Source organism: Paraburkholderia phytofirmans OLGA172, from assembly GCF_001634365.1.
Taxonomy (GTDB): Bacteria; Pseudomonadota; Gammaproteobacteria; order Burkholderiales; family Burkholderiaceae; genus Paraburkholderia.
In genome coordinates, this window is the sequence record NZ_CP014579.1 from 822,423 (window position 1) to 845,841 (window position 23,419).

Below are 23,419 nucleotides of genomic sequence, written 5' to 3' on the forward strand. Positions count from 1 at the left end.
CGGGCTACCTCGTCCATGTCCAGTTCCGAATCGCTTCGCTGTCGATGCCTTCGGTGTGCGCATACGCGAGATGTTCGATGATCTGCCCGCGGAGCCACTCCTTGGCGTGGTCGCCGACGCCTTGCAGGCACGCAACGCGATCGATCACGTCGATAGCCAGCGAAAACCGGTCGACCTGATTGACGATGGCCAGTTCAAGCGGCGTGTTGATGTTACCTTTCTCCTGATAGCCGTGCACATGCATGTTCTCGTGGTTCGAGCGCCGGTAGCTGAGCTTGTGGACGAGGGTGGGATAGGAGTGGAAGTTGAAGATGACCGGTCTGTCGACGGTGAACAGCGAGTCGAAGTCGCGATTCGACAGACCGTGCGGATGATCGGTATCCGGCATGAGCCGGAACAGGTCGACCACGTTGACGAAGCGGATTTTCAGATTGGGGAACTGTTCCTTGAGTATCTGCACGGCGGCGAGCGATTCCATCGTCGCGATATCGCCGGCACATGCCATCACGACGTCCGGCTCGACGCCCTGGTCGGTCGACGCCCAATCCCAGATGCCGATGCCCTTCGTGCAATGCGTGACGGCCGCGGCCATGTCGAGATACTGCAAATGCGGCTGCTTGTCCGCGACGATCACATTGACGTAATCGCGCGAGCGCAGGCAGTGGTCGGCGATGCTCAGCAGACAGTTCGCATCGGGCGGCATGTAGATGCGCACGACGTCGGGGCTCTTGTTGGTGACGACGTCGAGAAAACCCGGATCCTGATGCGTGAAGCCATTGTGATCCTGACGCCAGACGAGCGACGTAATCAGCAGATTGATCGACGGTACCGGTTGCCGCCATCTCAGTTCGCGTTTTGCCTTCTCCAGCCATTTTGCGTGCTGGTTGAACATCGAATCGATCACGTGCACAAAGGCTTCGTAGGTCGCGAAGAGGCCGTGCCGACCGGTGAGCACATAGCCTTCGAACCATCCTTCGAGCGTGTGTTCGCTCAGCATCTCCATGACGCGGCCATCGACCGACAGTTCACCGCCGTCGTCATCGTCGGGTCGGGTCTCGGCGAGCCACGTTTTTTCGGACGCCTCGTAGATGGCGGTCAGTTTATTGCTGGCGGTTTCGTCCGGACCGAATACGCGGAAGTTGGTCATATTGCGGCGCATGACGTCGCGTAAAAATTTCGCGAGCACATCGGTCGGCGGCATGTAGCTTGCCGCGGGCGCTTTCATGTCGACCGCATAGTCCCGAAACGGCGGCATATCGAGTGCTTTGCACAACAGGCCGCCGTTCGCATGCGGGTTGGCGCTGATGCGGCGCGTGCCGGCAGGCGCCATCTCGCGCAATTCGGCGACCAGCCTTCCGGCCTCGTCGAACAGTTCTTGCGGCCGGTAACTTTTCATCCAGCTCTCGACCAGCTTCAGACTGGTCTCGTTCGTCGCGGGATCCGCAATCGGCACCTGGTGCGCGCGCCATGATCCCTCTACCTTGTGTCCGCCGACCTCTTTTGGGCCGGTCCAGCCCTTCGGCGTGCGCAACACGATCATCGGCCAGCGGGGGCGTGTTGCGTCACCGCTCGCGCGTGCGCGCTGCTGGATCGAGCGAATCTCGTCGATACAGCGTTCCAGCGTGCCAGCCATCTGGCGATGCATGGTCTCGGGATCGTCTCCCTCGACGAAATACGGCCGGTGTCCATAGCCGACCAGAAGCGCTTCGAGTTCATCGCGAGGAATCCGCGCGAGAATCGTCGGATTCGCGATCTTGAAGCCGTTCAGATGCAGGATTGGCAGCACGGCGCCGTCGCGAACCGGATTCAGAAATTTGTTCGAATGCCATGACGTCGCGAGCGGGCCGGTTTCCGCTTCGCCATCGCCTATCACCGCGGTAACGATCAGATCCGGATTGTCAAAGGCTGCGCCGTAGCCATGCGAGAGGCTGTAACCGAGCTCGCCGCCTTCGTGAATCGAGCCCGGCGTCTCGGGTGTGCAATGCGAACCGATGCCGCCTGGAAAAGAAAACTGCCGGAAGAAGCGGCGCATACCCTCTTCATTTTCGCTGCAGTCCGGATAGATCTCCGAGTAGTGGCCTTCCAGATAGCAACTGGCAAGCGTCGCGGGCGCGCCGTGCCCTGGGCCGGAAATGTAGATGACGTTGAGATCGAGTTGCTTGATAAGCCGGTTCAGATGCACCAGTACGAAGCTTTGCCCCGGATCGGAGCCCCAATGGCCCAGCAGCCGGTTCTTGATGTGTTCGGGTTTCAGCGGCTCGCGCAACAAGGGATTGTCGCGCAGGTAAATCATGCCGGCGGCGAGATAATTGCACGCGCGCCAGTACCGGTCTATTTTGCGCAGCGTGTCGGCAGTTAGCGAGGATTCACCATCGGCGACATCGGACATATCAACACTCCTTGAGGCGAACCCCGTGAGCGGGTGATTTTTCTCGAGTGCGGCTCATCCGTGCACCGGGCTGCGGTGAGGTATCGAATATGCAACAGCCGGCGGCCGAAGTCGGTACGCTGCCGTACCGGCATCCGGGTGAAGAGGCGGGCAGTGAGGAATTCGGCGCGGTTCGGGTGCATCATGGCGATGCGCGCCCTCTACCGCACCTGCATCCAACTGACACTCATCCGCCATCATGCCGATTAACTATCTTCGAGGATTCGCCAGTCCGCACCGGACCGACGTGACCAATCGGCGTCTCGGGCGCTGGCTCGCGTTCGTTGCAGGCGCGGCCAACGCGGGCGGCTTTCTGGCGGTCGGACAGTACACGTCGCACATGACCGGTATCGTGTCGTCGCTGGCCGACAATCTCGCGCTTGGCGATTTCGGCCTTGTCGTGGCGGGGCTCAGTTCACTCATTGCATTTCTCACCGGCGCCGCCACGTCGGCGATCCTGATCAACTGGGGACGGCGCCGGCACGCGCAAAGCGTGTATGCGACGCCGTTGTTGCTGGAGGCAACGTTGCTGTTGGGCTTCGGGTTGCTCGGCTCGAATCTGGAACATCACCGGCTCCTGTTCGTGTCCGCCACGGTAGGCGTGCTGTGCTTCGTGATGGGTCTTCAGAACGCGATCATCACCAAGATTTCGAAAGCCGAAATCCGTACGACCCATGTGACAGGCCTGGTTACCGACATCGGTATCGAACTGGGAAAGCTGGTCTACTGGAATGCGCCAGATTCACGAGCGCCACGCGTGCGCGCCGATCGACAGAGACTTGCGCTGCTGGCGTCACTGCTTGGGATGTTCTTCGTGGGCGGCGTGACGGGCGCGTTGGGATTCAAGCACATGGGTTTCATCGCAACGCTGCCGCTCGCTGCCCTGCTTCTCACACTCGCCTTCGTGCCGTTGCTGGACGGGATGCGCGGTGCCAGTCATGTTGATAAATGATGCGATAGGGTTGTTTTTACTGATCTGAACGTTACCGTACAGACTTACCGTATTGCACATGAGAACGTGGCTTCTCAACCTGGACCGCCTGCCGTCGAACGAGCTAAAGATGACGCAGGAGCTGATCGCCAACATGCTCGGCGTGCACTACTGGGGGCCGATTGCCGAACGCTACGGTTTGAACCTGAGCGTGATCAATGACGAAGTCGATCCGACCTTCCGCTTCATAGGTGTCGATTGGGATGGGCGTATCCGCATGGACCCATCGTCGCCGTATGCGATGCAACCGCTGATTGGCCAGAAGAACCGCTTCGACGTGGCCGTTGCATGCGACACCGTACCGACTTTCGCGACACTTGCGGGCAACCTGTTCGGGAGTGCGCTGGATTTTCAGTTTCAGCCTATTCGCGGCCGTGCGCGGAACAGTCATCCCCGGCTTTTCGCATCAACGCCGCTCCGCCTTGCGAGGCACAACCATCATGAATCCGATCACGTTACTTCTGTCCACCGTGTTCCTGCTAGCCGGCATGGCTGCTGGCGGATTGGTGAATGTGTATCTCGCTCCGCCATTTTTTGTTGCGGCTCTTCTGATCGGCATGTCGGTGAGAGTTGCCAACGTCTGGGAGAAATTTGTCATCCTGCGAGTCGGAAAACTGCAGAGCGTGAAGGGCGCGGGATTCTTCATGATCATTCCGATTCTGGACAACATCGTCGCAGTCATCGACGAACGCATTCAGACCACGGCTTTCAACGCGGAGCAGGCGCTGACCAAAGATACGGTGCCGGTAAATGTCGATGCGATCATTTTCTGGCACGTCTGTGATGCGCAAAAAGCCGCACTGGCGATAACCGATTATCGGCAGGCGATTGATCGCGTCGCGCAGACCACGTTGCGGGAACTGATCGGCGCGACGATGCTGTCTGCGTTGCTGTCGGACAGAACCGCGGCGGACGCGCACCTGCGTGACGAAATTGGCGGCAAGACTGCCGAATGGGGAATCGCGGTCGGTTCCGTCGAAATTCGCGACGTGGCGATTCCAGTCGCGTTGCAGGACGCGATGTCCCGTCAGGCGCAGGCCGAGCGGGAAAAACAGGCGCGCGTCATTCTCGGTTCGGCGGAGGCCGCGATCGCGTCGAATTTTGTCGAGGCGGCGAGAGTGTATGAAACGCAGCCGGGCGCGCTGCAACTTCGTGCAATGAATATCATCTACGAGACGACGAAGGAACGTGGCGCGACGATCCTCATGCCGACTTCGATGGTCGACAGTCTGAATCCGCCGCTGGCGTTCGCCATTGCAGGCAATGCCTTTGCCGATCCCGTGGTGACTCCGCTCAAGACCGCGGCGTAGAAGATCCGGACGGGTTTAGCTATGAATCTCGCGAGCGTCACAGGCCGCCACGTCAAAGTGACGCAACGCGCGTTTGCGAGCGCCGCACATTTACCGTCCGCGTCCACCATGTCCTCCGCCGAAGTAGCCACCAAAGCCGATCCCAACATTGACGGCCGGAGCCGCGTAATAGCCGGGGGCATAGCCGTAGTAGGCGGGGCCTGACTCATAGGTGGGCCCTGGATCGTAGCCGTAACCATACGGCGGGGCCACGACGCAGCCAGCAAGGCCCGCAGCGAGCATGAAAATACTGAAGAGGCGGATCATGATGGTCCTCCTGTTTAAACGTTGGAGGGACCGGCGGTCGCGTTAGTTCGGCCGGCTGGCTACGGTGCATTGCAGCCCCGCGTGCCTTACATCGTCGCATCGAATCGGCCGTTATGTCTGTACGCTGGCGGCCAGTGGTCGGACACGCTAAAAATCGCGACCTTCCGCGCGGAGCATTCAAGGCAGCGGCGCACGTTCTGTGGAAAGCGTGTGGCTTTGCCGCAGCAGCGGCGATGGCCACACCTCACGCCGTTACTCCGGCCTCTTGTCACCCGCCAGATTCTCTGGCAGTAGGCTCGGCCCGGAGCGACTGTGAGACGGAGAATCGCAGTTGCCCATTTCCCGTACGTGAAGAATCGGTAGCTGCCTCGGGTCACCCGGATACGGCCGAATATGTCGCGCGAACAGTTGCTCCTTCAGTTGCAGGACTGGTGCAGTCTTGCAGAGCTGAGCGGTATCAATGCCCTTGAGGCGTTTTCGTCGCGTCTTCGCCAGTACACCTGACGGATAGTGCCGGTCCTGCTGCCAACCGTTGCCGGGGCGCCGTGCGCAAGATAATCGCGCAATCTACGGCGACAAGGCAGCCGGTTTACCCACAAGTCGGACACTGGAATCGGCCGCGCTCAGTCAAGGTCGAACAGCGCTCGATCGGCAGGACGGGATAGCGCCTCATCCATCATCTGCCGGAAGTCTGCTTCTTCCCATTCGCCGCTATGTACTCTGCGGAGCACGGTCTCGCCGACGAGCATCGCTTTGCGATGCCGGTCGGCCTTGCTCTGCCTGCACTGCTGCCGGCGCCCTTTGTCCGATGCCCTGCCAGCTTCCTTCAGTTCCTTGAGCCGTCGATCGGTCACGGCCAGGCGCTCCTTCAGGCGATCTCTCATTCGGGCCATGGCTCAATCTCCTGTGTGGTACACGGTCATTCTATGCCCACCACGTGCTCGCGCCAGAAATGAAAGGAACCGGGCCGGCGTCGCTTTGGGTGGGCGTATCGCCTAAAATGTAAGCATGGTCGAGACCTGGTAAGGAGGCTGCCATGGCCGAGTTAATCACGGGAGTGTTGTTTGGGGTGATCGTGTTGGTCATTGCGGCAATATTGGTAGCTGAGCATTACAGACGCGAACGCCCTAGGAATCAGCAACTCCGCTGGCTGGATACGCATTTCATACGGGACTGGCTGCACCATAGACCTTGATGGTCCGACCAGAAATGAAAAACCCGCACCGTGCGGGGTCCAATTTTTGGTCCGGCGTCGTCCGCAGCGCGAGGCGGCGGTCGTCGATGACGATCGCGCGCTTCCAGTGCCGGGTCTCGCTATCCGAAAATGGGCGGAATAGGACGCATGCACAGATTCGCATGTACGCGTTGTGGTGGACGTCAGATAGAGCTGCCTTCCGATATGGCCCTCTCGGTCTTTCTTGAAAAGCATTGGGATCCAGCTATTGAGCGAAACATCTCTGGGATCTGTTCAACATTGCAGAGCGGGCCTTGACTTTCGGTCTGACAGACGATGAAAAGGCAGTGCAGCGAACAATTCTTGATCGGTTCAAGTTGCGAAGAGAAACAACGCTTCTCGAAGTTTGTCACCGAACTGCGAGTGTGTATGGCATCGATCGCGCGGATTGTGTTGCAGCTACCTCGAACCGCTCGCAAGAGATAGTCCTAACAACGCCCCGCACAACGAGCCATATTAGCTGGTCGCTCAACATCAACGACGATTCCGGTATGCCGATCGATCAGATGGTTGCTTCAGGTATCGCCTCGCTAAGGTTATCCACAGAAAATGTTCATATCCTTGTGGACAAGTTCTGGGCGAAGCCGCCAAGTGATTGAGCGCAGAGCGATTTCTGAATGGGTACGGCGAACACGCACAGCACATCCAGGCACATCCAGGCATATCCAAATAAGCCGCCGGCAACGCGCCACTCATTCCACCGGAGAGGCCAGCAGCGATACCGGCACGCCATGGCAACTCACCTGGGCCACGAGCGCCGCGCCGAGATCGGCGCTCGTTTTGGTGTGAGCATCGAATGACGACACTTCCTTGTCGACCCGCAGAATATTGATCGGCCACGATGCCCGGGCGAGCCGTTCGTGCGCGAAAGCCCCGACCCATAGCGGGGTGGTCGATGCACCGTTCGCTACGGCATAGCCGCTCGGCCAGAAGCGCAGGACGTCGCGTTCGTCGCGGTTGTCGCCGGGACGCATGAAGACCAGCGACGAAGGCACGCCATTGTTCAGCTTCGGCAATACCGGGAGCGCTACCGCCGCGACATTCGGCGAGGCTAGCGAGAGCAAGCTGTGCGCGGAGAGGTCCGTGCCCTCGACCCATCCCTGCGCGCGCAGTTGCCCCTTGATCGAATCGAGGTTCGATACCCATTGCAGCGTGAGCGGTTCCTTGCGGTCACCGCCCATATCCGAGCGATAGCAGGGCAGTCTCTTCCACAGCGACACGGTCCACTGCGCTTGAGTGATCAGCACGGGCGGCGGGCGCAGCGCATTGTCAGGCGGCGGCGCCGGCGGCTTGACGCTCAGTTGCACACCCACGCTCACGAGCATCACCACCAGAACCACGACCGGCATGAAGCCTCGTGAGGGTGGCACTTCCGGATGCCGCAACATCGCCGTCAGCGAGACGATGGCGACCCAGATGTATGCGAGCGCGGCGCCGCCGATCGCGTCGGAGACCCAGTACCTGCCGAAGTAAAGTCCCGACAGCGCGACCACGATCACGACCACCGTACTTGCAGTCGCCACGAACAAACCTTCCAGCATGCCGACCCGTCGCGCGAGCAGGAACGCGAGGAAGCCGTAGACGATCACCGTGGCGGCGACGTGATTGCTCGGAAACACGTAGGCGTCGGAGATGAATTCATTGGGTGGCGCGCGGCGCATCGCGAACTGCAGTGCGAAGATCAGCAATTGGGAAAACACGACCGCGCCGAGCCAGTAGCCGATGGTGCGCCAACGCCGCTCCAGCAGCATCCACACCACCACTGTCACGACCAGCGCCGTCAGCGTGAAGACGCTGCCGAGCGTCGCCAGTCCTGCAAGGACAGTGTCGCTCCAGGGCGTGCGGACCGATTGCAGGAAGTGATAGACGGACAGGTCGACGTTGACCAGCGGATCGCCGCTGATGACGTCTTCGAGGACGCCGAAGAAGAGTGCGCCCGCCGCCAGCACCAGCAGCGATGTCACCACGACGCTGCTGGCATCCGGCTGTTCGGGGTCCAGCAGTTGCCGCGCGAGCCGGCCGAACGGGCCTGGGTGGCGGCAGGCCCAGCTTCCCAGATAGCGTCCCGCCGCGCTCGACCACGCACTGGCATGCGAGAGCAGGAAACCCATCGCGCGAAAGCTCAGCCAGACGATGCCCACCAGCAACGCGATGATGACGACGAGACGGAACGACACCGCGCCGGCCAGCAGCACGGAGGCGCCGAATACCACCCCCGGCAGGATATGCGCGGGAGCCCATATCAGCGCCGACAGCACATTCATTGCGTAGAAGCGCACCGGCGTCATGCACAGCATCCCCGCCACGACCGGCACGATCGCCCGCAATGGTCCGATGAAGCGGGCGAACACGACGCTTTTGGCTCCGTGTTTCTGAAAGAAGCGGTAGCCGGCGTCGAGTACCTGCGGGTGTTTGCTGAACGGCCAGAGCTGGACGATCCTGTCCTTGTAGCGGTTGCCGATCCAGAAGCTCATGCCGTCCCCGGCGACGGCGCCGGCGATCGCCCACAGGAACACCCAGCCGAGGCTCAGTGAACCTGTGCCGGCCAGCGCACCGGCGAGAAACATGGCAGTGCTGCCTGGAATGAAGGTGCCGATGACGGCGATGGCCTCCAGGAAGGCCGCAAGAAAGATGACCGTGAGTGTCCACGCCGGATGGCCGGCAAGCAGATGCAAAAGGTGGATGTAGGCGTGCTCCATCGTGCGCGATCAGCCGTTCTGGCGTAACGGTTGATCATAACGCGCACGGCGTTTCCCCACATTCGTGCATACCGGCATCCGGTGACATGCCGACGCGAGACTTCACGAAGCGGTCAGCGAATCGCCGGATACGTGAACCCGCTCGCCGATCTGGACGTTCGGCTGCGTCGGGTAGCTGAAGTTGCGGTAGCTGCCGTCCTGCATGCGCACCTGGACCTGATAGGTAGTCTGCTTGCGCACGGCATGCTCGATCCCGTTGCCGGCAAGGCCCCCGCCGACAGCGCCGGCGATGGTGGTGAGAATCTTGCCGCGTCCGCCGCCGATCTGATTGCCGACGAGTCCGCCGGCGACCGCGCCTCCCAGTGCGCCGAGTCCGGTGGTCGGCTCAGGCGCCTGGACCGTATTGATGGCGACGACTTCGCCCGCATAAGGATCGGCGACCGGCCTTGCCGGCGCGGATTCATACGGCGCCTGGTAACCCTGATCATTTGCGTACCTCGGCGTGTCCGCGGCAGGCGTGCTGTGCGTGTGATGGACGCGCGGACGTGCGGGTGCGGTTTGCTGGACGGTTTGCTGGGTTGTTTGTTGAGTCGTTTGCTGAACCGGGGCCGATTGGGTCGCGGCGGCCGGAGCGCTCGCAACTTGCGCCGCGATCGTGGTGGCCGGCGGCGCGGGCTCCGTCACGGCGTGCGAGGTAGGCAGAAGGCCTGTCATCGCCGCAATGCCGGTGGCGCTCGCCAGGATAACGGCCGCGGCTGCGCCGGCGACCAGGGGGTGAATGCGGCTGCGCTGTGGATTGCTGGGATTGAGATTGGTGTTCATTGCGGGCTCCGCGGGTAGATGCCTGCAATAACGCGGCGGCAGCGCGGGCGGTGTACGCCAGGCGCACGCTGCTTTGTAAGCATTTGTACAAGTTGCCCACGAAGGTCGGCTCGTTCAGATTTCAACGATGAACAAACGTGGCAGGCGGGCAGTCTTACTGTTTGACCGGGTTCCTTCAAGAGCGTCTTTTGCTCGACATCGCTTCGATGGTGTAGGTAGTTCGGCCGGGCAATTCGACAGCATCACGGAGTGGGTTATGAAAATCGTGGCAAAGGGTGTTTTGACTTCGGCGCTGGTGATGGGTCTGGCGAGTGCGGCTTATGCCCAGTCGGCAAACCTTGGTGCCAATGGGGTGGGCGGTTTGCAGGCAGGTGGGGCCAACGGTGCGGGCGCGGGGCAGGGAATGAATCTGGGGGCGGGCGCAGCCGGCCTGAGCCCAACGCCGGGCGTGGGTACGGTGGGCAGTTCCCCTGCGATTGGCGGACCCGGCGGCATGGGATCGGGCCCGGTGCTCAACAACATGCGGGCAAACGGCACCAGCCTGAATATGAGCCCGGATCCGCGAGCGCCGAACGTGACGGGAAAAGCGTTCGGGCAGTAGTCGTCAACCAGCCCGAACCAGTTGCAGAACGATGCGTTTCGCCGACGCGAGATGTTCCACCGTCATCGATCGCGCGAGTCGTGCGTTGCCAGCCTCGCATGCTTCGAGAATCTTGAGATGCTCGTCCTGAAAGGCGGGTGTGTCGGCGAGCAGCGTGCCTTGCAATCGTTCGTAGCGCTCGACCTGAGTGCGTAGTTCGCGGATCGCTTTCAATTGACGGCCGTTGGCACACGGCCGGTACAGCAGCTCATGAAACTCGCGATTCAGTTCGCCCTGTCGTTGCGCTGTATCCGCGTCGCCCAGAAGCCGATGAACGAGTTCGGCGCGCGATAACGTCTCACTGTCCATGCGTTTGACCGCGTGGAAGATGGCGTCTCCTTCGAGCAAACCGCGCAGGCCGTAAATCTCATCCAGGTCGGATTCCGTCAGGGTTCGCACGACGGCGCCGCGATTGCGCATGAGTTCGACCAGTCCTTCTCCCTCGAGCTTTTGTATGGCTTCTCTCATCGGCACCCGGCTCACTCCGAATCGATCGGCGAGTTCGCGCTCGACCAGCCTTGCGCCGTCCTCCAGTTCGCCGCTCGCGATCAGTTCGCGTAGCGAGACGGCGATGGAGTCAGCCGTCGAATCCAGTTTGTGGTCCATGTGTTTCTGTCGGTTGCCGTTTGGAATAATGGTATACCAAAATTGCTATGCGCATATAGAATGCATTCGTTGCGAATTCAATTCCGGGTCAACAGCAAAGGAGATTGGCATGGCATACGGCGAGCACAAATACGCGGTATCGGTGCAATGGACAGGCAACCGCGGCAGTGGCACCTCGGGATACCGCGAATACGGCCGGGACCACATCATCGCGGCGGGAAGCAAGCCCGACATTCCCGGATCATCTGACGCGGCGTTTCTCGGCGACGCGAACCGGTGGAATCCGGAGGATCTGCTGGTCGCCTCGGCGTCCGCCTGCCACAAGCTCTGGTATCTGCATCTTTGCTCGGAGGCGGGCGTCGTGGTTCTGAGCTATCGCGACAACGCCGAAGGCACGATGTTCGATAGTCCGGAGCAGGGCCGCTTTTCGCGGATCGTTCTACGCCCGCACGTTGTTATTCGGGCCGGCGGCGACCTCGATTTGGCCGGGCGTTTGCATCACGTGGCCCATGAGAAGTGCTATATCGCGAACTCGGTCAACTTTCCGATTCTGTGCGAGCCGGAAATTGCGACGGATGCGGCGTGACGGATGTATGGCCGTCACCGGCATCCGGCCGAGAGATCGCAACGTAACCGATTGGGCGAAGCAGTCTGCGGCGCCGGCAGTTCTTCCAGGGGCGGCATGCGCTACGTATTGCGTGCTTCTTTCGGACGCTGTTGCGGCTGGGCGATGAGGATCCGGCCTTGCGATATGCCCAGATCCACGACGTTAATGCGCAACTAACGGTCAAGTCCGGCCAGCACCTCCCAATAACGCGGCGGCCGGCTCGATGAAACTGAAGACGGCCACCGCTCGCGTACTACGCACCAGCTATGCAGTGAAGAGACCGGCTATGCCACTTAACGATTGCCGTCAAGCAGATCGCCGAGCAATTCGTCGAATGCGGCTTGGGCGTCTTCGAGTTCCTGCAACGCAGCGTCGAAGGTTTGCAGCGCGAACTGCGAAGGCTGGCCGCTGCCGGCCGGCGGGAATTGCGATTGCAGCGACGCGAAGGCCGTCTTTACTCGCGTGGTTGCGGTCAAAACGCGCTCCATCGCGGCTGTTTCTTCGGCTCTCGCCTTTTCGTGATCCATGAAAACTCCGTGTTCGTCTGGTCGGCTCGCGCCGTGTCAAATGGGAGACTATGCCATGTCCGTGTTCAGGACAGCGGCAACCCGCCGTTAGCCTTGACTTCCCGCAGCGACAATGCCGATTCCACCGACGTCACGCCCGGCAGGCTGCGCATCTCGTCGCGCATGAACGTGCCGTAGTCGTCGAGATCGCGCGCGACCACCTGCAGGATGTAGTCAGCGCTGCCCGACACGTTGTGGCACGCCAGAATTCGCGGGATTGCCTGCACCTCGCGTTCGAAACGGGTGGCCACCGCGCGGTCGTGCACGGCGAACCGCACGTAGACGAACGCAACCACGCCGAGGCCGAGGGCGGAGCGCGAAAGCATCGCGCGGTACTGGTCGATATAGCCGTCGTTTTCAAGGCGCTTGAGGCGGCGGGCACAAGGCGTCTCGCTCAGGCCGACCATCTCGGCCAGCCGTGCATTCGACATGCGGCCGTCGTTCTGCAGCGCGGCGAGGATCGCGCGGTCTGTTTTATCGAGCTCAGGTGTCATGGGGTGGGACGCTTACTGTGCGTTAGCGGAAAACATGGGTTCGAGGTGGAATATTAGCGTATTCCTCCAAAGATGAAGCCCATGCCTCTGTATTTCGCCAGCAAACCCTCCGCCGACGATAGCAAGATAGAGCCCTTAAAAACAAGAGGCTTCTATGATTTCCGCACACCTTCTGGTCGTCTATATTGCTGCGTTGTTCGTGGTCTATGCCGTGCCTGGGCCGGACATGGCGCTGGTTCTGCAGACCAGTATCGGACGTGGCGTGCGCAGTGGCTTCGCAGCGGCCGGCGGGCTGGGCGTGGCGCGGGCAACGCACGTCACGCTGTCGGCATGCGGGGTGGCGGCGCTGTTGCGCAGTGCGCCCTGGCTGTATGACGTGGTGCGTTACGGTGGCGCGGTTTATCTCGCGTGGGTTGGCATTCAGATCTTCCGGTCGCCTGTATTCGCGTTGCCTGAAGGCGGCGTGGCGGGTGTCGAGTCGCAGCCGTTGCGTGCCGCTTTCGTGAAGGGCCTGCTGACCAACCTGTTGAACCCGAAAGCGCTGCTGTTCTGCTCGGTGCTATTGCCGCAGTTCGTGCGTCCCGAGGCCGGACCGGTTGCGCTGCAGATGGTCGAACTAGGTCTGGTGCTGCTCGCTATTGGCGTGTGTTTCGACGGCATCTACGCGATCGGCGCGGCGCGCATCGCCGGCTGGATGCGGGCTCATCCTCTCGCGCAGACACTGCAGCGTTGGACTTTCTCGGCGGCATTGATCGGCTTTGCGTTGCGGCTCTCGCTGGACTGACTGACGGCCGAATTTGCCGATATAGATACAGGGCGACGTGACGCTCATCACAGGTAGCGAATAGGGACCGGATGTGACGGCCGGCGCATGGGCCATGCCCGCGCGCCAAGTGTTTGTGTTAATAAAGCCGGTGGACAGCCGCGCAGGGTCCCGCGACAACACAACCATTCGCTTCTCTATCTGTCGATGAAAACCTTTCTGCTTTATGCCGTGACCGCCATTGCCGAAATCGTCGGGTGCTATTTGCCCTGGCGTTGGCTGAAGGAGGGGGGCTCCATCTGGCTGCTGGTTCCCGGGGCGTTTAGCCTCGCATTGTTCGCCTGGCTGCTGACGCTGCACGGCACCGCCGCAGGCCGTGTGTATGCGGCTTACGGCGGTGTGTACGTGGCGGTGGCGATCGCGTGGCTATGGTGCGTCGACAAAGTGCGCCCCACGCTGTGGGATGTGGCCGGCGTGGCGTTCACGCTGGCCGGCATGGCGATCATCGCGTTCCAGCCGCGCATGTGATGCTACTTGCGCACTACAACGCACGCCTTCTTACTTGATGCCGCCCAGATAGTCGAGCTTGCCAAGTTCGACGCCGTTGTGACGCAGAATGTCGTACGCCGTCGTGACGTGAAAAAAGAAGTTCGGCAACACGAAACCGAGCAGATACGACAGCCCCGTGAACTCGACCGGGCCGTTGCGCATTTTCAGCGTGATCGGACGTTCTTCCGAGCCGTCGATCTGTTGCGCATTGAATTCCTTCAGATAATCAATCGTCTTTTGAAGGCGGGCATCGAGTTCTTCAAAGGTCTGTTCGACGTCGTCGTATTTCGGCGCTTCGACGTCAGCCAGGCGTGCGGCGCAGCCTTTCGCCGTGTCGCTCACGATATAGACCTGGCGCACCAGCGGCAGCATGTCCGGCGCGAGCCGGGCGTTCACGAGCACGGACGGGTCGATCCGTTTCTCGGCAGCGTGCGCCTCGGCCTTGCCGAGGATGACTTGCAGGTTGGTCATGCCGCGCACCAGCACGGGCAATGACGCTTGATACATCGAAATTGACATGAGGTTCCTCTGATTCTTCGATCGTGGGCGAGGGCGGCGCGCGAGGCGCTGCAACGGTTGGATTGCCGCTTCAGCATCATAGCGCGGCCGCTGCACGATGCACATTGATCCAACCCGGCGTTAGCTATTCGGACAACTGCCGCGCACGCCGGAACTGTGTTCGAATGCATAGGTCGGACGGTTTGGCGAAGTCCTTGAAACAGCAATCCGCCGCCGGTCGCGAGGCGGTGAGTTCGTGCAGGTGCGTGCCGTACGCGGGATCGACCTTGCGCCCCGCGCCGTCACGCTAACAGGAGTATCGACACCATGGTCAATAGACAACCGCTGCCGGGAAGCGAGCGAACGGTCGAGCAAGGTTCGACCGTCATTGGGCAATGCGATCCGGCAGAACGGATCGAGGTTTTCGTAATGCTGCGCCGTCAGCGGCAGGCCCAATTCGACGCGCTGATGAGCAAGATCGAAGCGGGCGACCCGAGCGTCAAGCCGCTATCGCATGAAGCGTTCGCAAAAGATTACGGCGCCGCGCCGGACGACATCGCCAAGGTCAAAGCCTTTGCCGCCGCCCACGGCTTGACAGTAATGCGGGAAGATCCGGCAGCGCGCCTCGTGTTGCTGAGCGGCACGATCGCGCAGTTCCAGACCGCGTTCGGCGTCAAGCTGGAACATTACCAGCATCACACAACGGGCCAGTTCCGCGGCCGTACCGGCACGATCAGCGTGCCGGACGATCTGCACGGCATCGTGCAAGCCGTGCTCGGGCTCGATAACCGGCCTCAGGCACGGCCGCACTTTCGCATCCGGCCGCCGTTCCAGCCGGCCAAAGCGCATCAGGCGTCTTTCACGCCGCCGCAGCTCGCATCGTTGTATCAGTTTCCGCAAGGCGACGGCAGCGGCGAATGCGTCGGCATCATCGAGCTCGGCGGCGGGTACAACACGTCCGACCTCAAGAGCTACTTCGCGAGCCTGGGCGTGGCTTCGCCGGCTGTGAAGTCCGTTGGCGTCGATCAGGGTAGCAATCAGCCGAGCGGCGACCCAAACGGGCCTGACGGCGAAGTCACGCTCGACATCGAAATCGTCGGTGCGATCGTGCCTGGCGCGACGATCGCGGTCTATTTCACGCAGAACAGCGACGCCGGTTTCATCGACGCGGTGAGCCGTGCGGTGCATGACACGACTAACCGACCCTCGGTTGTCTCGATCAGTTGGGGCGGCCCGGAGTCGAGCTGGACCAGCCAGTCGTTGCAAGCTTTCAACAGCGTGCTGCAAACGGCGGCGGCCTTGGGGGTGACTGTCTGCGCGGCGTCGGGCGATAGCGGCTCGAGCGACGGCTCCGGCAGCGACCAGGTCGACTTTCCGGCGTCGAGCCCCTATGTGCTGGCATGCGGCGGTACGAGCCTGACCGCGTCGGGCACCGCGATTACGCATGAAGTGGTGTGGAACGACGGCGCACAGGGCGGCGCGGGCGGCGGGGGCGTGAGCCGGGCCTTTCCGGTGCCGGTGTGGCAACAAGGTCTGTCCGCGACTTCATCGAGCGGCGGCAAGACGGCGCTCGGCGGGCGCGGCGTGCCGGACGTGGCCGGCGATGCATCGCCCGTCACCGGCTATAGCGTATTGATCGACGGCACGCAGACGGTGATCGGCGGCACCAGTGCGGTCGCACCGCTATGGGCGGCGTTGATTGCGCGGATCAATGCGGCGAAGGGGCAACCGGCCGGTTTCATCAACCCGAAGTTGTACAAGGCGCCGGGCGCGCTTAACGACATCACCCAAGGCAACAACGGCAGCTTCGCCGCGTCGCCGGGCTGGGATGCGTGCACGGGACTCGGCAGCCCCAATGGTCAGAAGGTGGCGGCACTATAGTCTGATGAGTCGCGGGCGGGTTCGGGTGACACCTGGCTCATTGTCAGCTCAGGCGCTCGCCAGCCCGCCGCGCTTGTCCGAAAGTGCCCCCTGTTCGGGCTGCAGGCACTACGGCGCGTGGCTTCAAGAGACGCAGGCGAGGCGGGACAGGACACACAAGAGACATCAGAGACATCAAGACGTTACCGAACCCATGGAGCGATCATGACGAACACCGAGTCAGCTTCCGTTAGTCCGCAGTCTTCACACAACGCGCATGCTTCGTCCGCAACGGCCGCCGCGGGCGCGTCGCACAAAGCAGGCGATCAGCCATTTTTCGATCCGGTTGCTTACGGCAACGGGCCGGACGACTCCGTCACCGATATCACTGAAACGGCCGCGCTGACGCACCATTCGACTACGATCGGCGGCCAGAAGATCAACTACACAGCGACGGCGGGTCACCTCGTGATCGTCGACCCGAGCAGTTCGCAGCCCGAAGCCAAAATGTTCTACGTCGCGTTCACGCAGGACAATCAGAAGGAGGAAGCCCGCCCGGTGACTTTCTTCTACAACGGCGGCCCGGGTTCGTCTTCGGTATTCGTGCTGCTGGGCTCGTTCGCGCCGCGCCGCATCAAGACGTCGATGCCTGGCTTTACGCCGCCCGCGCCGTACTCGATGGAAGACAACCCGGACAGTCTGCTCGATAAGAGCGACCTCGTGTTTATCAATCCGGTCGGCACCGGCTACTCGGCGGCGATAGCGCCGAAGAAGAACCGGGATTTCTGGGGTGTCGACCAGGACGCGGACTCCATCAAGCAGTTCATCAAGCGCTTTCTTACCAGGAACAATCGCTGGAATTCGCCGAAGTACCTGTTCGGCGAGTCTTACGGCACGGCGCGCAGTTGCGTGCTCGCGTACCGGCTGCATGAAGACGGCGTCGATCTGAACGGCATCACGCTGCAATCGTCCATTCTCGACTACACGCAATCCGGCAACCCGGTCGGCGCGTTGCCCACAACCGCCGCAGACGCGTGGTATCACAAGAAACTCGGCATTGCGCCGCGGCCGACCGACCTCGGCGCGTTTGCCGAAGAAGTGGCGCAATTCGCGCGCACCGACTATCTGGCGGCGCTGCGCAAGTTTCCGACTACGGATTCCGCCACGGTCGAAAAACTCAGCGAATTCACCGGTATCGACAAAACCACTCTGCTCGCCTGGAGCCTCGATATTGCGTCGTATGACAGCCGCGGCAATTCGCTGTTTTTGACCACGTTGCTGAAAGCACAGGGTCTCGCGCTCGGCGAGTACGACGGCCGCGTGACGGCGATCAACACCGGCATCGCCAGCAAGATCGACCCGAATTCAGGCGGCAACGATCCGACCATGACGGCAGTGACCGGCGTCTACACGACAATGTGGAACGTGTATCTGAACGAGCAGTTGAAATACACGTCGAATTCGGCGTTCACGGACCTCAACGACCAGGCATTCCAGTATTGGGACTTCAGCCACATCGATCCGACCGGTGCGCAGAAGGGGCTCGACGCGAAGGGCAACATCATTCTGTACACCGCCGGCGATCTTGCCGCCGTGATGGCGCTCAATCCTGACCTGAAGGTGCTGTCGGCGAACGGTTTCTTCGACTACGTCACGCCGTTTTATCAGACCGTGCTCGACCTGCAGCAAATGCCGCTTGTCAGCCAGCAGGTCCGGCAGAATCTGTCGGCGCGTTTTTATCCGTCGGGGCACATGGTCTATCTCGACGGCGGTTCGCGTACCGCGCTCAAGGCGGACCTTGCCAAGATGTATGACGCGACGGTGTCCAATACTCAGGCGCTCGGGCGTATCCGCGCCTTGCAGGCTCGGGTGGCGAAACCGGGTTGACGTAGCTTGCCGTTGGAACCGTGCGTGAGCGGCGTGCAGACAGCGGCGTTGCATTTATCCTGTGGTTCGATGCGGTCTTCAACGTGTATTCCTGCACGGCAAGACCGCACCGGCAGACACCTGCAAGCGCGTCTGGAACATCTTCGCCAATTTGCGCAGGGGCGCCTGTTCCGGGCAGGAATATTGGATGTGTTTTAATTAGTCCGCGAATTGAACTATAGCGTGCCGCCACCGGCGCGCCGACGAATGAACGCAGACATTGCAGACAGGCGTCGCCTCATCCATTACCGCGACCCAACCAGCAGCACATATCAGGCGATTCCGTCGACGCTCGCGCGCCGGCGCAGCACCGCGCGTCCGGCCCGCAAGATGCGTATCGCTTTCCTGCTCGGCATTGCCGCGGTACTGGCGTTGCGCGCCGATCAAGTCTGGGCTCAGGATTCAGCGATGCTCGACGAGCGCGTCACGCAGGAGTCAGTCGGCGAAACGATTTGCCGACTTGGCTATGCGGACACAGTCGCCCCGCCGTTCGATGAACTGATGGCCCACAAGGACCGCATGCTTGCCGAACGCGGCATCAATGCCGACAACGGTCCCGCTTTCGCGCTGGACAGACGTGTGCCCATTGTGCTCGGCGGCTCGCCGAACGCCCCCGCCAATCTCGATCTTCTGCCGTGGGCAGGCCAGCAAGGCGCGCGCCGCAGTCATGCTCAAACGCTGCGTTTGCGAAGGGAAGCTGAGCCTCGCAGAGGCGCAAGCCGCGATTGTTGGTAACTGGTCCGTGGTCTATTCCGGCTTCAGCCAGACGTCGTGCGATGTGAGCCGTCTCGATGTCGCGACCGGCGACAACACCGGGCGAGGCGACGGTCGCGGCAGTGCGCCATGAGGTGGGCGAGTGCGGCCAACGTGCAAGCGGTGGGCTGATCCCGACGATCAGCCCACCCTTTGCGCACGTCCCCCGCAGGATGCCGGCGGCGATGCGTGTCGCGGCCCGGTTTTTGCAGCCAGTGTCCGCGTCTGGCGCATGTGCCGGGTCTGCACCACTGAATGAATATGTGCTTTGCTATTTTTACCGCTGTTTATTCAGGTACAGTGCATTAACGGAAGTTTCAAAGTCCGTCTTTCACGACATTGTGTCGCATCGCTTTTGTTGTCGATTGTGGCTATCCTGAAAACAGGACGAAATTCGAAGGGGAGATTTAAATGATTGCCTTCTATCTGTCATTGGCTGCTTTGGCTGCGGCCGGCGCCGCATTGATCCGCCAACTCGCGGCGGCTCAGGCGAAACAGCGTGCCGCGCTGCGCCCGGTGCGGGTGCATGCCGCGGATCGTAGCGCGCACCGAGGGTAGGCGGCATGAACCTGATCGTGCGCAATATCGCGGAATCGTGCAGCGAGCAGGAAGTGCGGGAATTCCTCAAACGTGAGCTTGGGCATTACGCGAAAAGCGTCGAGGTGGTTGACGCCGGGAAACCCAGCGCCTACGCCACGGTCGCGTTGGACGCGGACGTGCCGTATGTGGGCGAGGTGATTGCGCGGCAGATTCACGGCAAGCATTTGGGCGGTTTGGCACTCGAGGCGAGCGCCGATCTGTTTGGCGACGGCGAGTCGCCGCCCGCTCACTGAGCCTGTCGCAGGCGCCTTTCCCGAATGCGTCGAGTGAGGAGAACGTGCTGCGTCAGGCGTATTTCTGACGCGCCTCCTCCCCATGCATGCTGGTTTTTACGTTTCTTCTCTCATTCCCCGCCTGTCTTCACCGGCCAATCGAATGGCGTGTAGGGCAACGCCCGCTTGTGCCGCGTGGCATCGTAGAAGCGCAAGACCGTCTCGCGCGCGGCATCGCTCAAGGGTTTGCCTTCCAGAAAGTCGTCGATATCGTCGTAAGGGATGCCGTACGCGTCCTCGTCCGGCCGTTGTGGGCGCAACATTTCGAGGTCGGCGGTCGGCACCTTGTGCGCCAGTGCTTCGGGCGCGCCCAACGCTTTGGACAGTGCCCGCACACGTCGCTTGTTCAGACCAGTGAGCGGCAGCACGTCGGCGCCACCGTCGCCGAACTTCGTGAAAAATCCCATTACCGACTCGGCCGCGTGGTCCGTGCCGATCACCACGCCGGCCCGGGCGCTGGCTATCGCGTATTGCGCAATCATTCGCTGCCGCGCCTTGATATTGCCGTGGACGAAATCCTGCTGTGAGTCGTCGTTAAATTGCATGCCGCTGTTATCCAGCGCGGCGAGCATCGCGTCGGCCGCGGGTTTGATATCGACGGTGAGATTTTCGTCCGCGCGAATGAAACTCAAGGCCTGCTGTGCGTCGGCTTCATCTTTTTGCACGCCGTAGGGTAAACGGATTGCGACGAAACGCGCGTCGTAATGTTCGGCACGCAGCCGTTCGACCGCGAGTTGCGCAATTCGCCCGGCGGTCGTCGAATCGACGCCGCCGCTAATGCCAAGCACATAGGTTTTCAGTCCGTTACTGCGCAAATAATTCGCCAGAAACGCGACCCGGCGCTCGATTTCCTGCGCGGCGTCGAACTCGGCGGCGACGTGCATTTCCGCTGCGATGCTTGCCTGGCGTGCGGCTGGGTCTTGTTGTGTCATATTCCTCTTTCCTCCATATGCGGTGGCGCGAGTGTCAGCCATGAATGCTCGCGCAGATTGCACGAGCGGCGGGCCCACGGACGGGACGGTTCTGCGGGTATGTCGTGACAAATCAGTTTCGCGGTTTTATCGCGGATATTGGCTTTCAATGTACTTTGTGCTGCTTTTAAACCGCTGCGCAGATCGGTAAATATTGACGGTCAATACGGTGATATTGGTGAATTGGTCGATTCTTCATCGACAGATGCCAAGGTGCTTAGTACCATCTTCGTTCCGAGCGCCGCATGAGCCGGCGAGCAGTCAATAATAATCAGGTTTGCTCGAACACGCGATGAACTACCCCAATCGGCCTGGCCAGCCTGCACCGGACCGTACTACTTCCGCATCGGTAGACCGTCGAAGCGACGTGGTGTGTATGTCGGATTTACTCTCTGCACCGTGTTCCGCAGGCGTACTTCGTTCAGTACGCTATCTGACGCGCGTGTTGGGGGCTGTCTTTTGCGCCGTGTCATGCGGTGTCGCGATTGCGGCTTCTGCCTCTGCCTCTGCCTCGTCTTCTGCTTCTGCTTCTGCTTCTGCTTCTGCTTCTGCATCTGCATCTGCCTCGGCCTCGGGTTCAGTCACCGCGTCGGCCAGGGCATCAGCATCCATAGCGGCGAAGCACCCAGCGCGCGCCGTCGACGCGTCGGCCGTTGCCGCGCCCGACGCGGCCGGCGTGGTTGACCCGCGTCGCGCGTTCCTGTTGCGCGGCGTGTTCGCGCAAGACGTGACGCGTCGGCTGAAAGTGCCGGCCGTCGAGCAGCGCGCCTATGCCGACCGTCTGCAAACGGCGCTGGGCGAGCACATGCTCGGCAATCTGTCGGGCGAGTATGTCGTGATGGCGGACCGCAACGCCAACGTTCAGGCGCTGTTCATCTATTTCCGGGCAACCCCGGCCGATAGTTGGCAGATGATCGGCGCGTCGCCGGTTTCAACGGGGCGGCCCGGTGAGTACGACCACTTCATCACACCGCTCGGCGTGTTCGACCACACGCCGTCCAACATGGATTTCCGCTCCGAAGGCACGTTGAACGAGAACCACATCCGCGGCTACGGCAAGCGCGACATGCGGATCTTCGACCTCGGCTGGGCCCAGGGCGAACGGGGTTGGGGCAAGGGCGGCATGTCGCAGATGCGTTTCCAGATGCACGCCACCGACCCGGACCGGCTCGAGCCGCTGCTCGGTATTCGCCATTCGAAGGGCTGCGTGCGGATTCCGGCATCGCTTAATATATTTATCGACCATTACGGCATTCTCGATGCCGAATATGCAGCGCTCGTCGAGTCCGGTAAATCGCTGTGGGTGTTGAAAAGCGATCGCCAGATTACCCCGTGGGCGGGACGCTACATCGTCGTGGTGGATTCGGCGCGCAAGAGTCGCCCGGTCTGGGCACCGGCCCCAGGCAGCAAGGCGCGCGCAAAAGTGCCGGCCGGCGCCGATACGGCGGATTGATCCGCGGGCCGACGGGCGGGCGAGGGAACCCTTCAAGCCCTCACGACCGTGCCAGCAGCACGCCCACCAGTGCCACCGCAAATCCAGCGATCTGCACCGGCAGCAGCGTTTCGCCGAAGCCGGCATACCCTTCCAGCGCGGCGAGCGGCGGCGCGAGAAACATCAGCGCGGTGGCGCGCGCAGCGTCGCCGCGCCTGACCATCCACACCAGTAAGGTGACGCTGATTCCGGACAGCATCACGATGCCCCACGCAAGCGACTCCCACAAAGTGGCCGATGCAATCCAGCGATGCTCGCCGAGCGCCAGCGCAAGAATCGCCGCAACGGCCGCCGCGCCGAAATTCTGCACGGCACTTGCACTGCGGATATCGGTCTTCGCCAGCGAAGTCTTCTGAAACAGCGTGCCCGCGGTGATCGCGCCGACCGCGACGATCGAAATGAACACGACCAGCCACGGCGGCGCGTCGCCATGCGGGACGGACGGCGCGGTCGCGGCGAGTTTCGGTTCGAGGACCAGCACGACGCCGGCGAGACCGAGCGCCATGCCGGCCCAGCCGCGCCGCGACAGACGCTCGCCGAACAGTGGCGCTGCGACGGCGGCAGTGGCGAGCGGCTGCAGCGCGCCGAGCAAGGCCATCACACCGGCGCTCAAACCCTGCGCGACGGCCCAGTAGCCCGCGCCGAGATAGACCCCTTGCAGCAGCGCGCCCGCGAGCAGGTGCTTGCCGAGATCGCGGCCGGTCGGCCACGCGGCGCGTGTGGCGAGCGCGGCAAGCGCGAATATCAGCGCCGTGCCGCCGAAGCGCGCAAGCAGGAACAGATTGGGATCGGCATAGGGTGTGATCGCCCGGGCGACCACGAAGCCGGTCGACCATAACACGACGAATAAGGCGGCGATTGACGAAGCGAGCATCGAAGGCGGGTGGCGTGAAAAGCCGCCATCTTGCCGGGACACGCGAAGCGCGTCTTGTTCGAAGCTGCAATCGCGGGTGAGTGTTAAAGGCGATGGCCCGAACCTCGTCTCGCGGCTTCTTCGGTATCACCGCGCCGGCAAAGCTCGCCGGCATCACT

General features: G+C 61.7%; 24 protein-coding genes and 3 pseudogenes. 16 read left to right on the top strand and 11 right to left on the bottom strand.

All coding sequences use genetic code 11. The annotated features are described in order from the left end of the window. Positions 1 to 4 precede the first annotated feature (4 nt). Entirely contained in the window at positions 5 to 2,389 is a 2,385-nt protein-coding gene (locus AYM40_RS23940) for a phosphoketolase (protein ID WP_063498711.1), read from the bottom strand. Between the two features lie 238 nt (positions 2,390 to 2,627). On the opposite strand from AYM40_RS23940, the gene AYM40_RS23945 reads away from it, so the two are divergent. From AYM40_RS23945 to AYM40_RS23955, 4 genes and pseudogenes are all read left to right on the top strand, one after another. Then, positions 2,628 to 3,380: a YoaK family protein gene (locus tag AYM40_RS23945; protein ID WP_063498712.1), complete on the top strand. Its 753-nt coding sequence runs from the start codon at positions 2,628 to 2,630 to the stop codon at positions 3,378 to 3,380. A 61-nt stretch (positions 3,381 to 3,441) separates the two neighbouring features. Next, positions 3,442 to 3,537: pseudogene (locus AYM40_RS42645) on the top strand (Crp/Fnr family transcriptional regulator); the annotation flags it as partial. After that, positions 3,520 to 3,717: pseudogene (locus tag AYM40_RS42650) on the top strand (alpha-D-glucose phosphate-specific phosphoglucomutase); the annotation flags it as partial. The pseudogenes AYM40_RS42645 and AYM40_RS42650, both read left to right, overlap by 18 nt. A 142-nt stretch (positions 3,718 to 3,859) precedes the next feature. Continuing rightward, positions 3,860 to 4,729, top strand: a complete 870-nt coding sequence (locus AYM40_RS23955; protein WP_063498714.1) for a slipin family protein — start codon at positions 3,860 to 3,862, stop codon at positions 4,727 to 4,729. A 90-nt stretch (positions 4,730 to 4,819) separates the two neighbouring features. On the opposite strand, the gene AYM40_RS23960 is transcribed toward AYM40_RS23955, so the two are convergent. Beyond that, positions 4,820 to 5,035 (bottom strand): hypothetical protein, encoded by a 216-nt coding sequence (locus tag AYM40_RS23960; RefSeq protein WP_063498715.1) that lies wholly within the window; start codon positions 5,033 to 5,035, stop codon positions 4,820 to 4,822. A 393-nt stretch (positions 5,036 to 5,428) separates the two neighbouring features. Here AYM40_RS23960 and AYM40_RS43795 point away from each other — a divergent pair, with 393 nt between their 5' ends. Then, positions 5,429 to 5,539, top strand: a complete 111-nt coding sequence (locus tag AYM40_RS43795; RefSeq protein WP_420488505.1) for a DesA/ISL3 alpha bundle tail domain-containing protein — start codon at positions 5,429 to 5,431, stop codon at positions 5,537 to 5,539. Between the two features lie 119 nt (positions 5,540 to 5,658). Here AYM40_RS43795 and AYM40_RS23965 read toward each other — a convergent pair whose 3' ends face one another. Next, complete coding sequence (locus AYM40_RS23965; protein WP_236721068.1) at positions 5,659 to 5,928, bottom strand: hypothetical protein; 270 nt, start codon at positions 5,926 to 5,928, stop codon at positions 5,659 to 5,661. A gap of 595 nt (positions 5,929 to 6,523) precedes the next feature. Between AYM40_RS23965 and AYM40_RS40580 the strand changes: the two genes are divergently transcribed. Continuing rightward, entirely contained in the window at positions 6,524 to 6,868 is a 345-nt protein-coding gene (locus tag AYM40_RS40580; RefSeq protein ID WP_148662290.1) for a hypothetical protein, read from the top strand. A 93-nt stretch (positions 6,869 to 6,961) separates the two neighbouring features. Here AYM40_RS40580 and AYM40_RS23970 read toward each other — a convergent pair whose 3' ends face one another. Next, the gene (locus tag AYM40_RS23970; protein ID WP_063498716.1) at positions 6,962 to 8,968 is read right to left on the bottom strand and encodes a bifunctional DedA family/phosphatase PAP2 family protein; all 2,007 of its coding nucleotides are present in this window, start codon (positions 8,966 to 8,968) and stop codon (positions 6,962 to 6,964) included. Positions 8,969 to 9,070: 102 nt separating this feature from the next. Next, a complete protein-coding gene (locus AYM40_RS23975; protein WP_063498717.1) occupies positions 9,071 to 9,790 on the bottom strand; it encodes a glycine zipper 2TM domain-containing protein in 720 nt (239 codons plus the stop codon). Between the two features lie 256 nt (positions 9,791 to 10,046). Between AYM40_RS23975 and AYM40_RS23980 the strand changes: the two genes are divergently transcribed. Then, positions 10,047 to 10,391 carry a hypothetical protein gene (locus AYM40_RS23980; RefSeq protein WP_063498718.1) on the top strand — a complete coding sequence of 115 codons (345 nt, stop codon included), beginning with the start codon at positions 10,047 to 10,049 and terminating at the stop codon, positions 10,389 to 10,391. Between the two features lie 3 nt (positions 10,392 to 10,394). On the opposite strand, the gene AYM40_RS23985 is transcribed toward AYM40_RS23980, so the two are convergent. After that, positions 10,395 to 11,036 (bottom strand): GntR family transcriptional regulator, encoded by a 642-nt coding sequence (locus AYM40_RS23985; RefSeq protein ID WP_063498719.1) that lies wholly within the window; start codon positions 11,034 to 11,036, stop codon positions 10,395 to 10,397. Positions 11,037 to 11,145: 109 nt separating this feature from the next. Between AYM40_RS23985 and AYM40_RS23990 the strand changes: the two genes are divergently transcribed. Next, positions 11,146 to 11,622, top strand: a complete 477-nt coding sequence (locus AYM40_RS23990; protein ID WP_063498720.1) for an OsmC family protein — start codon at positions 11,146 to 11,148, stop codon at positions 11,620 to 11,622. Positions 11,623 to 11,936: 314 nt separating this feature from the next. Here AYM40_RS23990 and AYM40_RS23995 read toward each other — a convergent pair whose 3' ends face one another. Continuing rightward, positions 11,937 to 12,170: a hypothetical protein gene (locus AYM40_RS23995; protein WP_063498721.1), complete on the bottom strand. Its 234-nt coding sequence runs from the start codon at positions 12,168 to 12,170 to the stop codon at positions 11,937 to 11,939. A gap of 65 nt (positions 12,171 to 12,235) precedes the next feature. Further along, positions 12,236 to 12,703, bottom strand: a complete 468-nt coding sequence (locus AYM40_RS24000; protein ID WP_063498722.1) for an Lrp/AsnC family transcriptional regulator — start codon at positions 12,701 to 12,703, stop codon at positions 12,236 to 12,238. A 154-nt stretch (positions 12,704 to 12,857) separates the two neighbouring features. Here AYM40_RS24000 and AYM40_RS24005 point away from each other — a divergent pair, with 154 nt between their 5' ends. Together AYM40_RS24005 and AYM40_RS24010 are read left to right on the top strand one after the other, a co-directional pair. Further along, positions 12,858 to 13,487, top strand: a complete 630-nt coding sequence (locus AYM40_RS24005) for a LysE family translocator (RefSeq protein WP_063498723.1) — start codon at positions 12,858 to 12,860, stop codon at positions 13,485 to 13,487. Positions 13,488 to 13,673: 186 nt separating this feature from the next. Then, positions 13,674 to 13,994, top strand: coding sequence for a YnfA family protein (locus AYM40_RS24010; RefSeq protein ID WP_063498724.1), 321 nt, complete (start codon positions 13,674 to 13,676; stop codon positions 13,992 to 13,994). 30 nt (positions 13,995 to 14,024) lie between these two features. On the opposite strand, the gene AYM40_RS24015 is transcribed toward AYM40_RS24010, so the two are convergent. After that, positions 14,025 to 14,534 (bottom strand): DUF1993 domain-containing protein, encoded by a 510-nt coding sequence (locus AYM40_RS24015; RefSeq protein WP_063500654.1) that lies wholly within the window; start codon positions 14,532 to 14,534, stop codon positions 14,025 to 14,027. A gap of 306 nt (positions 14,535 to 14,840) precedes the next feature. On the opposite strand from AYM40_RS24015, the gene AYM40_RS24020 reads away from it, so the two are divergent. The 5 genes and pseudogenes from AYM40_RS24020 (at position 14,841) to AYM40_RS24035 (ending at position 19,885) form a co-directional block, all read left to right on the top strand. Continuing rightward, entirely contained in the window at positions 14,841 to 16,394 is a 1,554-nt protein-coding gene (locus AYM40_RS24020; protein ID WP_063498725.1) for a S53 family peptidase, read from the top strand. A gap of 204 nt (positions 16,395 to 16,598) precedes the next feature. Continuing rightward, positions 16,599 to 18,260 carry a S10 family peptidase gene (locus tag AYM40_RS24025; protein WP_063498726.1) on the top strand — a complete coding sequence of 554 codons (1,662 nt, stop codon included), beginning with the start codon at positions 16,599 to 16,601 and terminating at the stop codon, positions 18,258 to 18,260. Between the two features lie 246 nt (positions 18,261 to 18,506). Further along, positions 18,507 to 19,146 (top strand): annotated as a pseudogene (locus AYM40_RS24030) (hypothetical protein). A gap of 317 nt (positions 19,147 to 19,463) precedes the next feature. Continuing rightward, positions 19,464 to 19,610, top strand: coding sequence for a hypothetical protein (locus AYM40_RS41980; protein WP_181448459.1), 147 nt, complete (start codon positions 19,464 to 19,466; stop codon positions 19,608 to 19,610). A 5-nt stretch (positions 19,611 to 19,615) separates the two neighbouring features. Further along, positions 19,616 to 19,885, top strand: a complete 270-nt coding sequence (locus tag AYM40_RS24035; protein ID WP_063498727.1) for a hypothetical protein — start codon at positions 19,616 to 19,618, stop codon at positions 19,883 to 19,885. 110 nt (positions 19,886 to 19,995) lie between these two features. Here the strand turns inward: AYM40_RS24035 and nadE are convergent, their stop codons facing one another. Further along, positions 19,996 to 20,856 carry an ammonia-dependent NAD(+) synthetase gene (nadE, locus tag AYM40_RS24040; protein ID WP_063498728.1) on the bottom strand — a complete coding sequence of 287 codons (861 nt, stop codon included), beginning with the start codon at positions 20,854 to 20,856 and terminating at the stop codon, positions 19,996 to 19,998. Between the two features lie 415 nt (positions 20,857 to 21,271). On the opposite strand from nadE, the gene AYM40_RS24045 reads away from it, so the two are divergent. After that, positions 21,272 to 22,348 carry a L,D-transpeptidase gene (locus AYM40_RS24045; protein WP_420488506.1) on the top strand — a complete coding sequence of 359 codons (1,077 nt, stop codon included), beginning with the start codon at positions 21,272 to 21,274 and terminating at the stop codon, positions 22,346 to 22,348. Between the two features lie 40 nt (positions 22,349 to 22,388). On the opposite strand, the gene AYM40_RS24050 is transcribed toward AYM40_RS24045, so the two are convergent. Next, positions 22,389 to 23,261: a DMT family transporter gene (locus AYM40_RS24050; RefSeq protein WP_063498729.1), complete on the bottom strand. Its 873-nt coding sequence runs from the start codon at positions 23,259 to 23,261 to the stop codon at positions 22,389 to 22,391. Positions 23,262 to 23,419 lie beyond the last annotated feature (158 nt).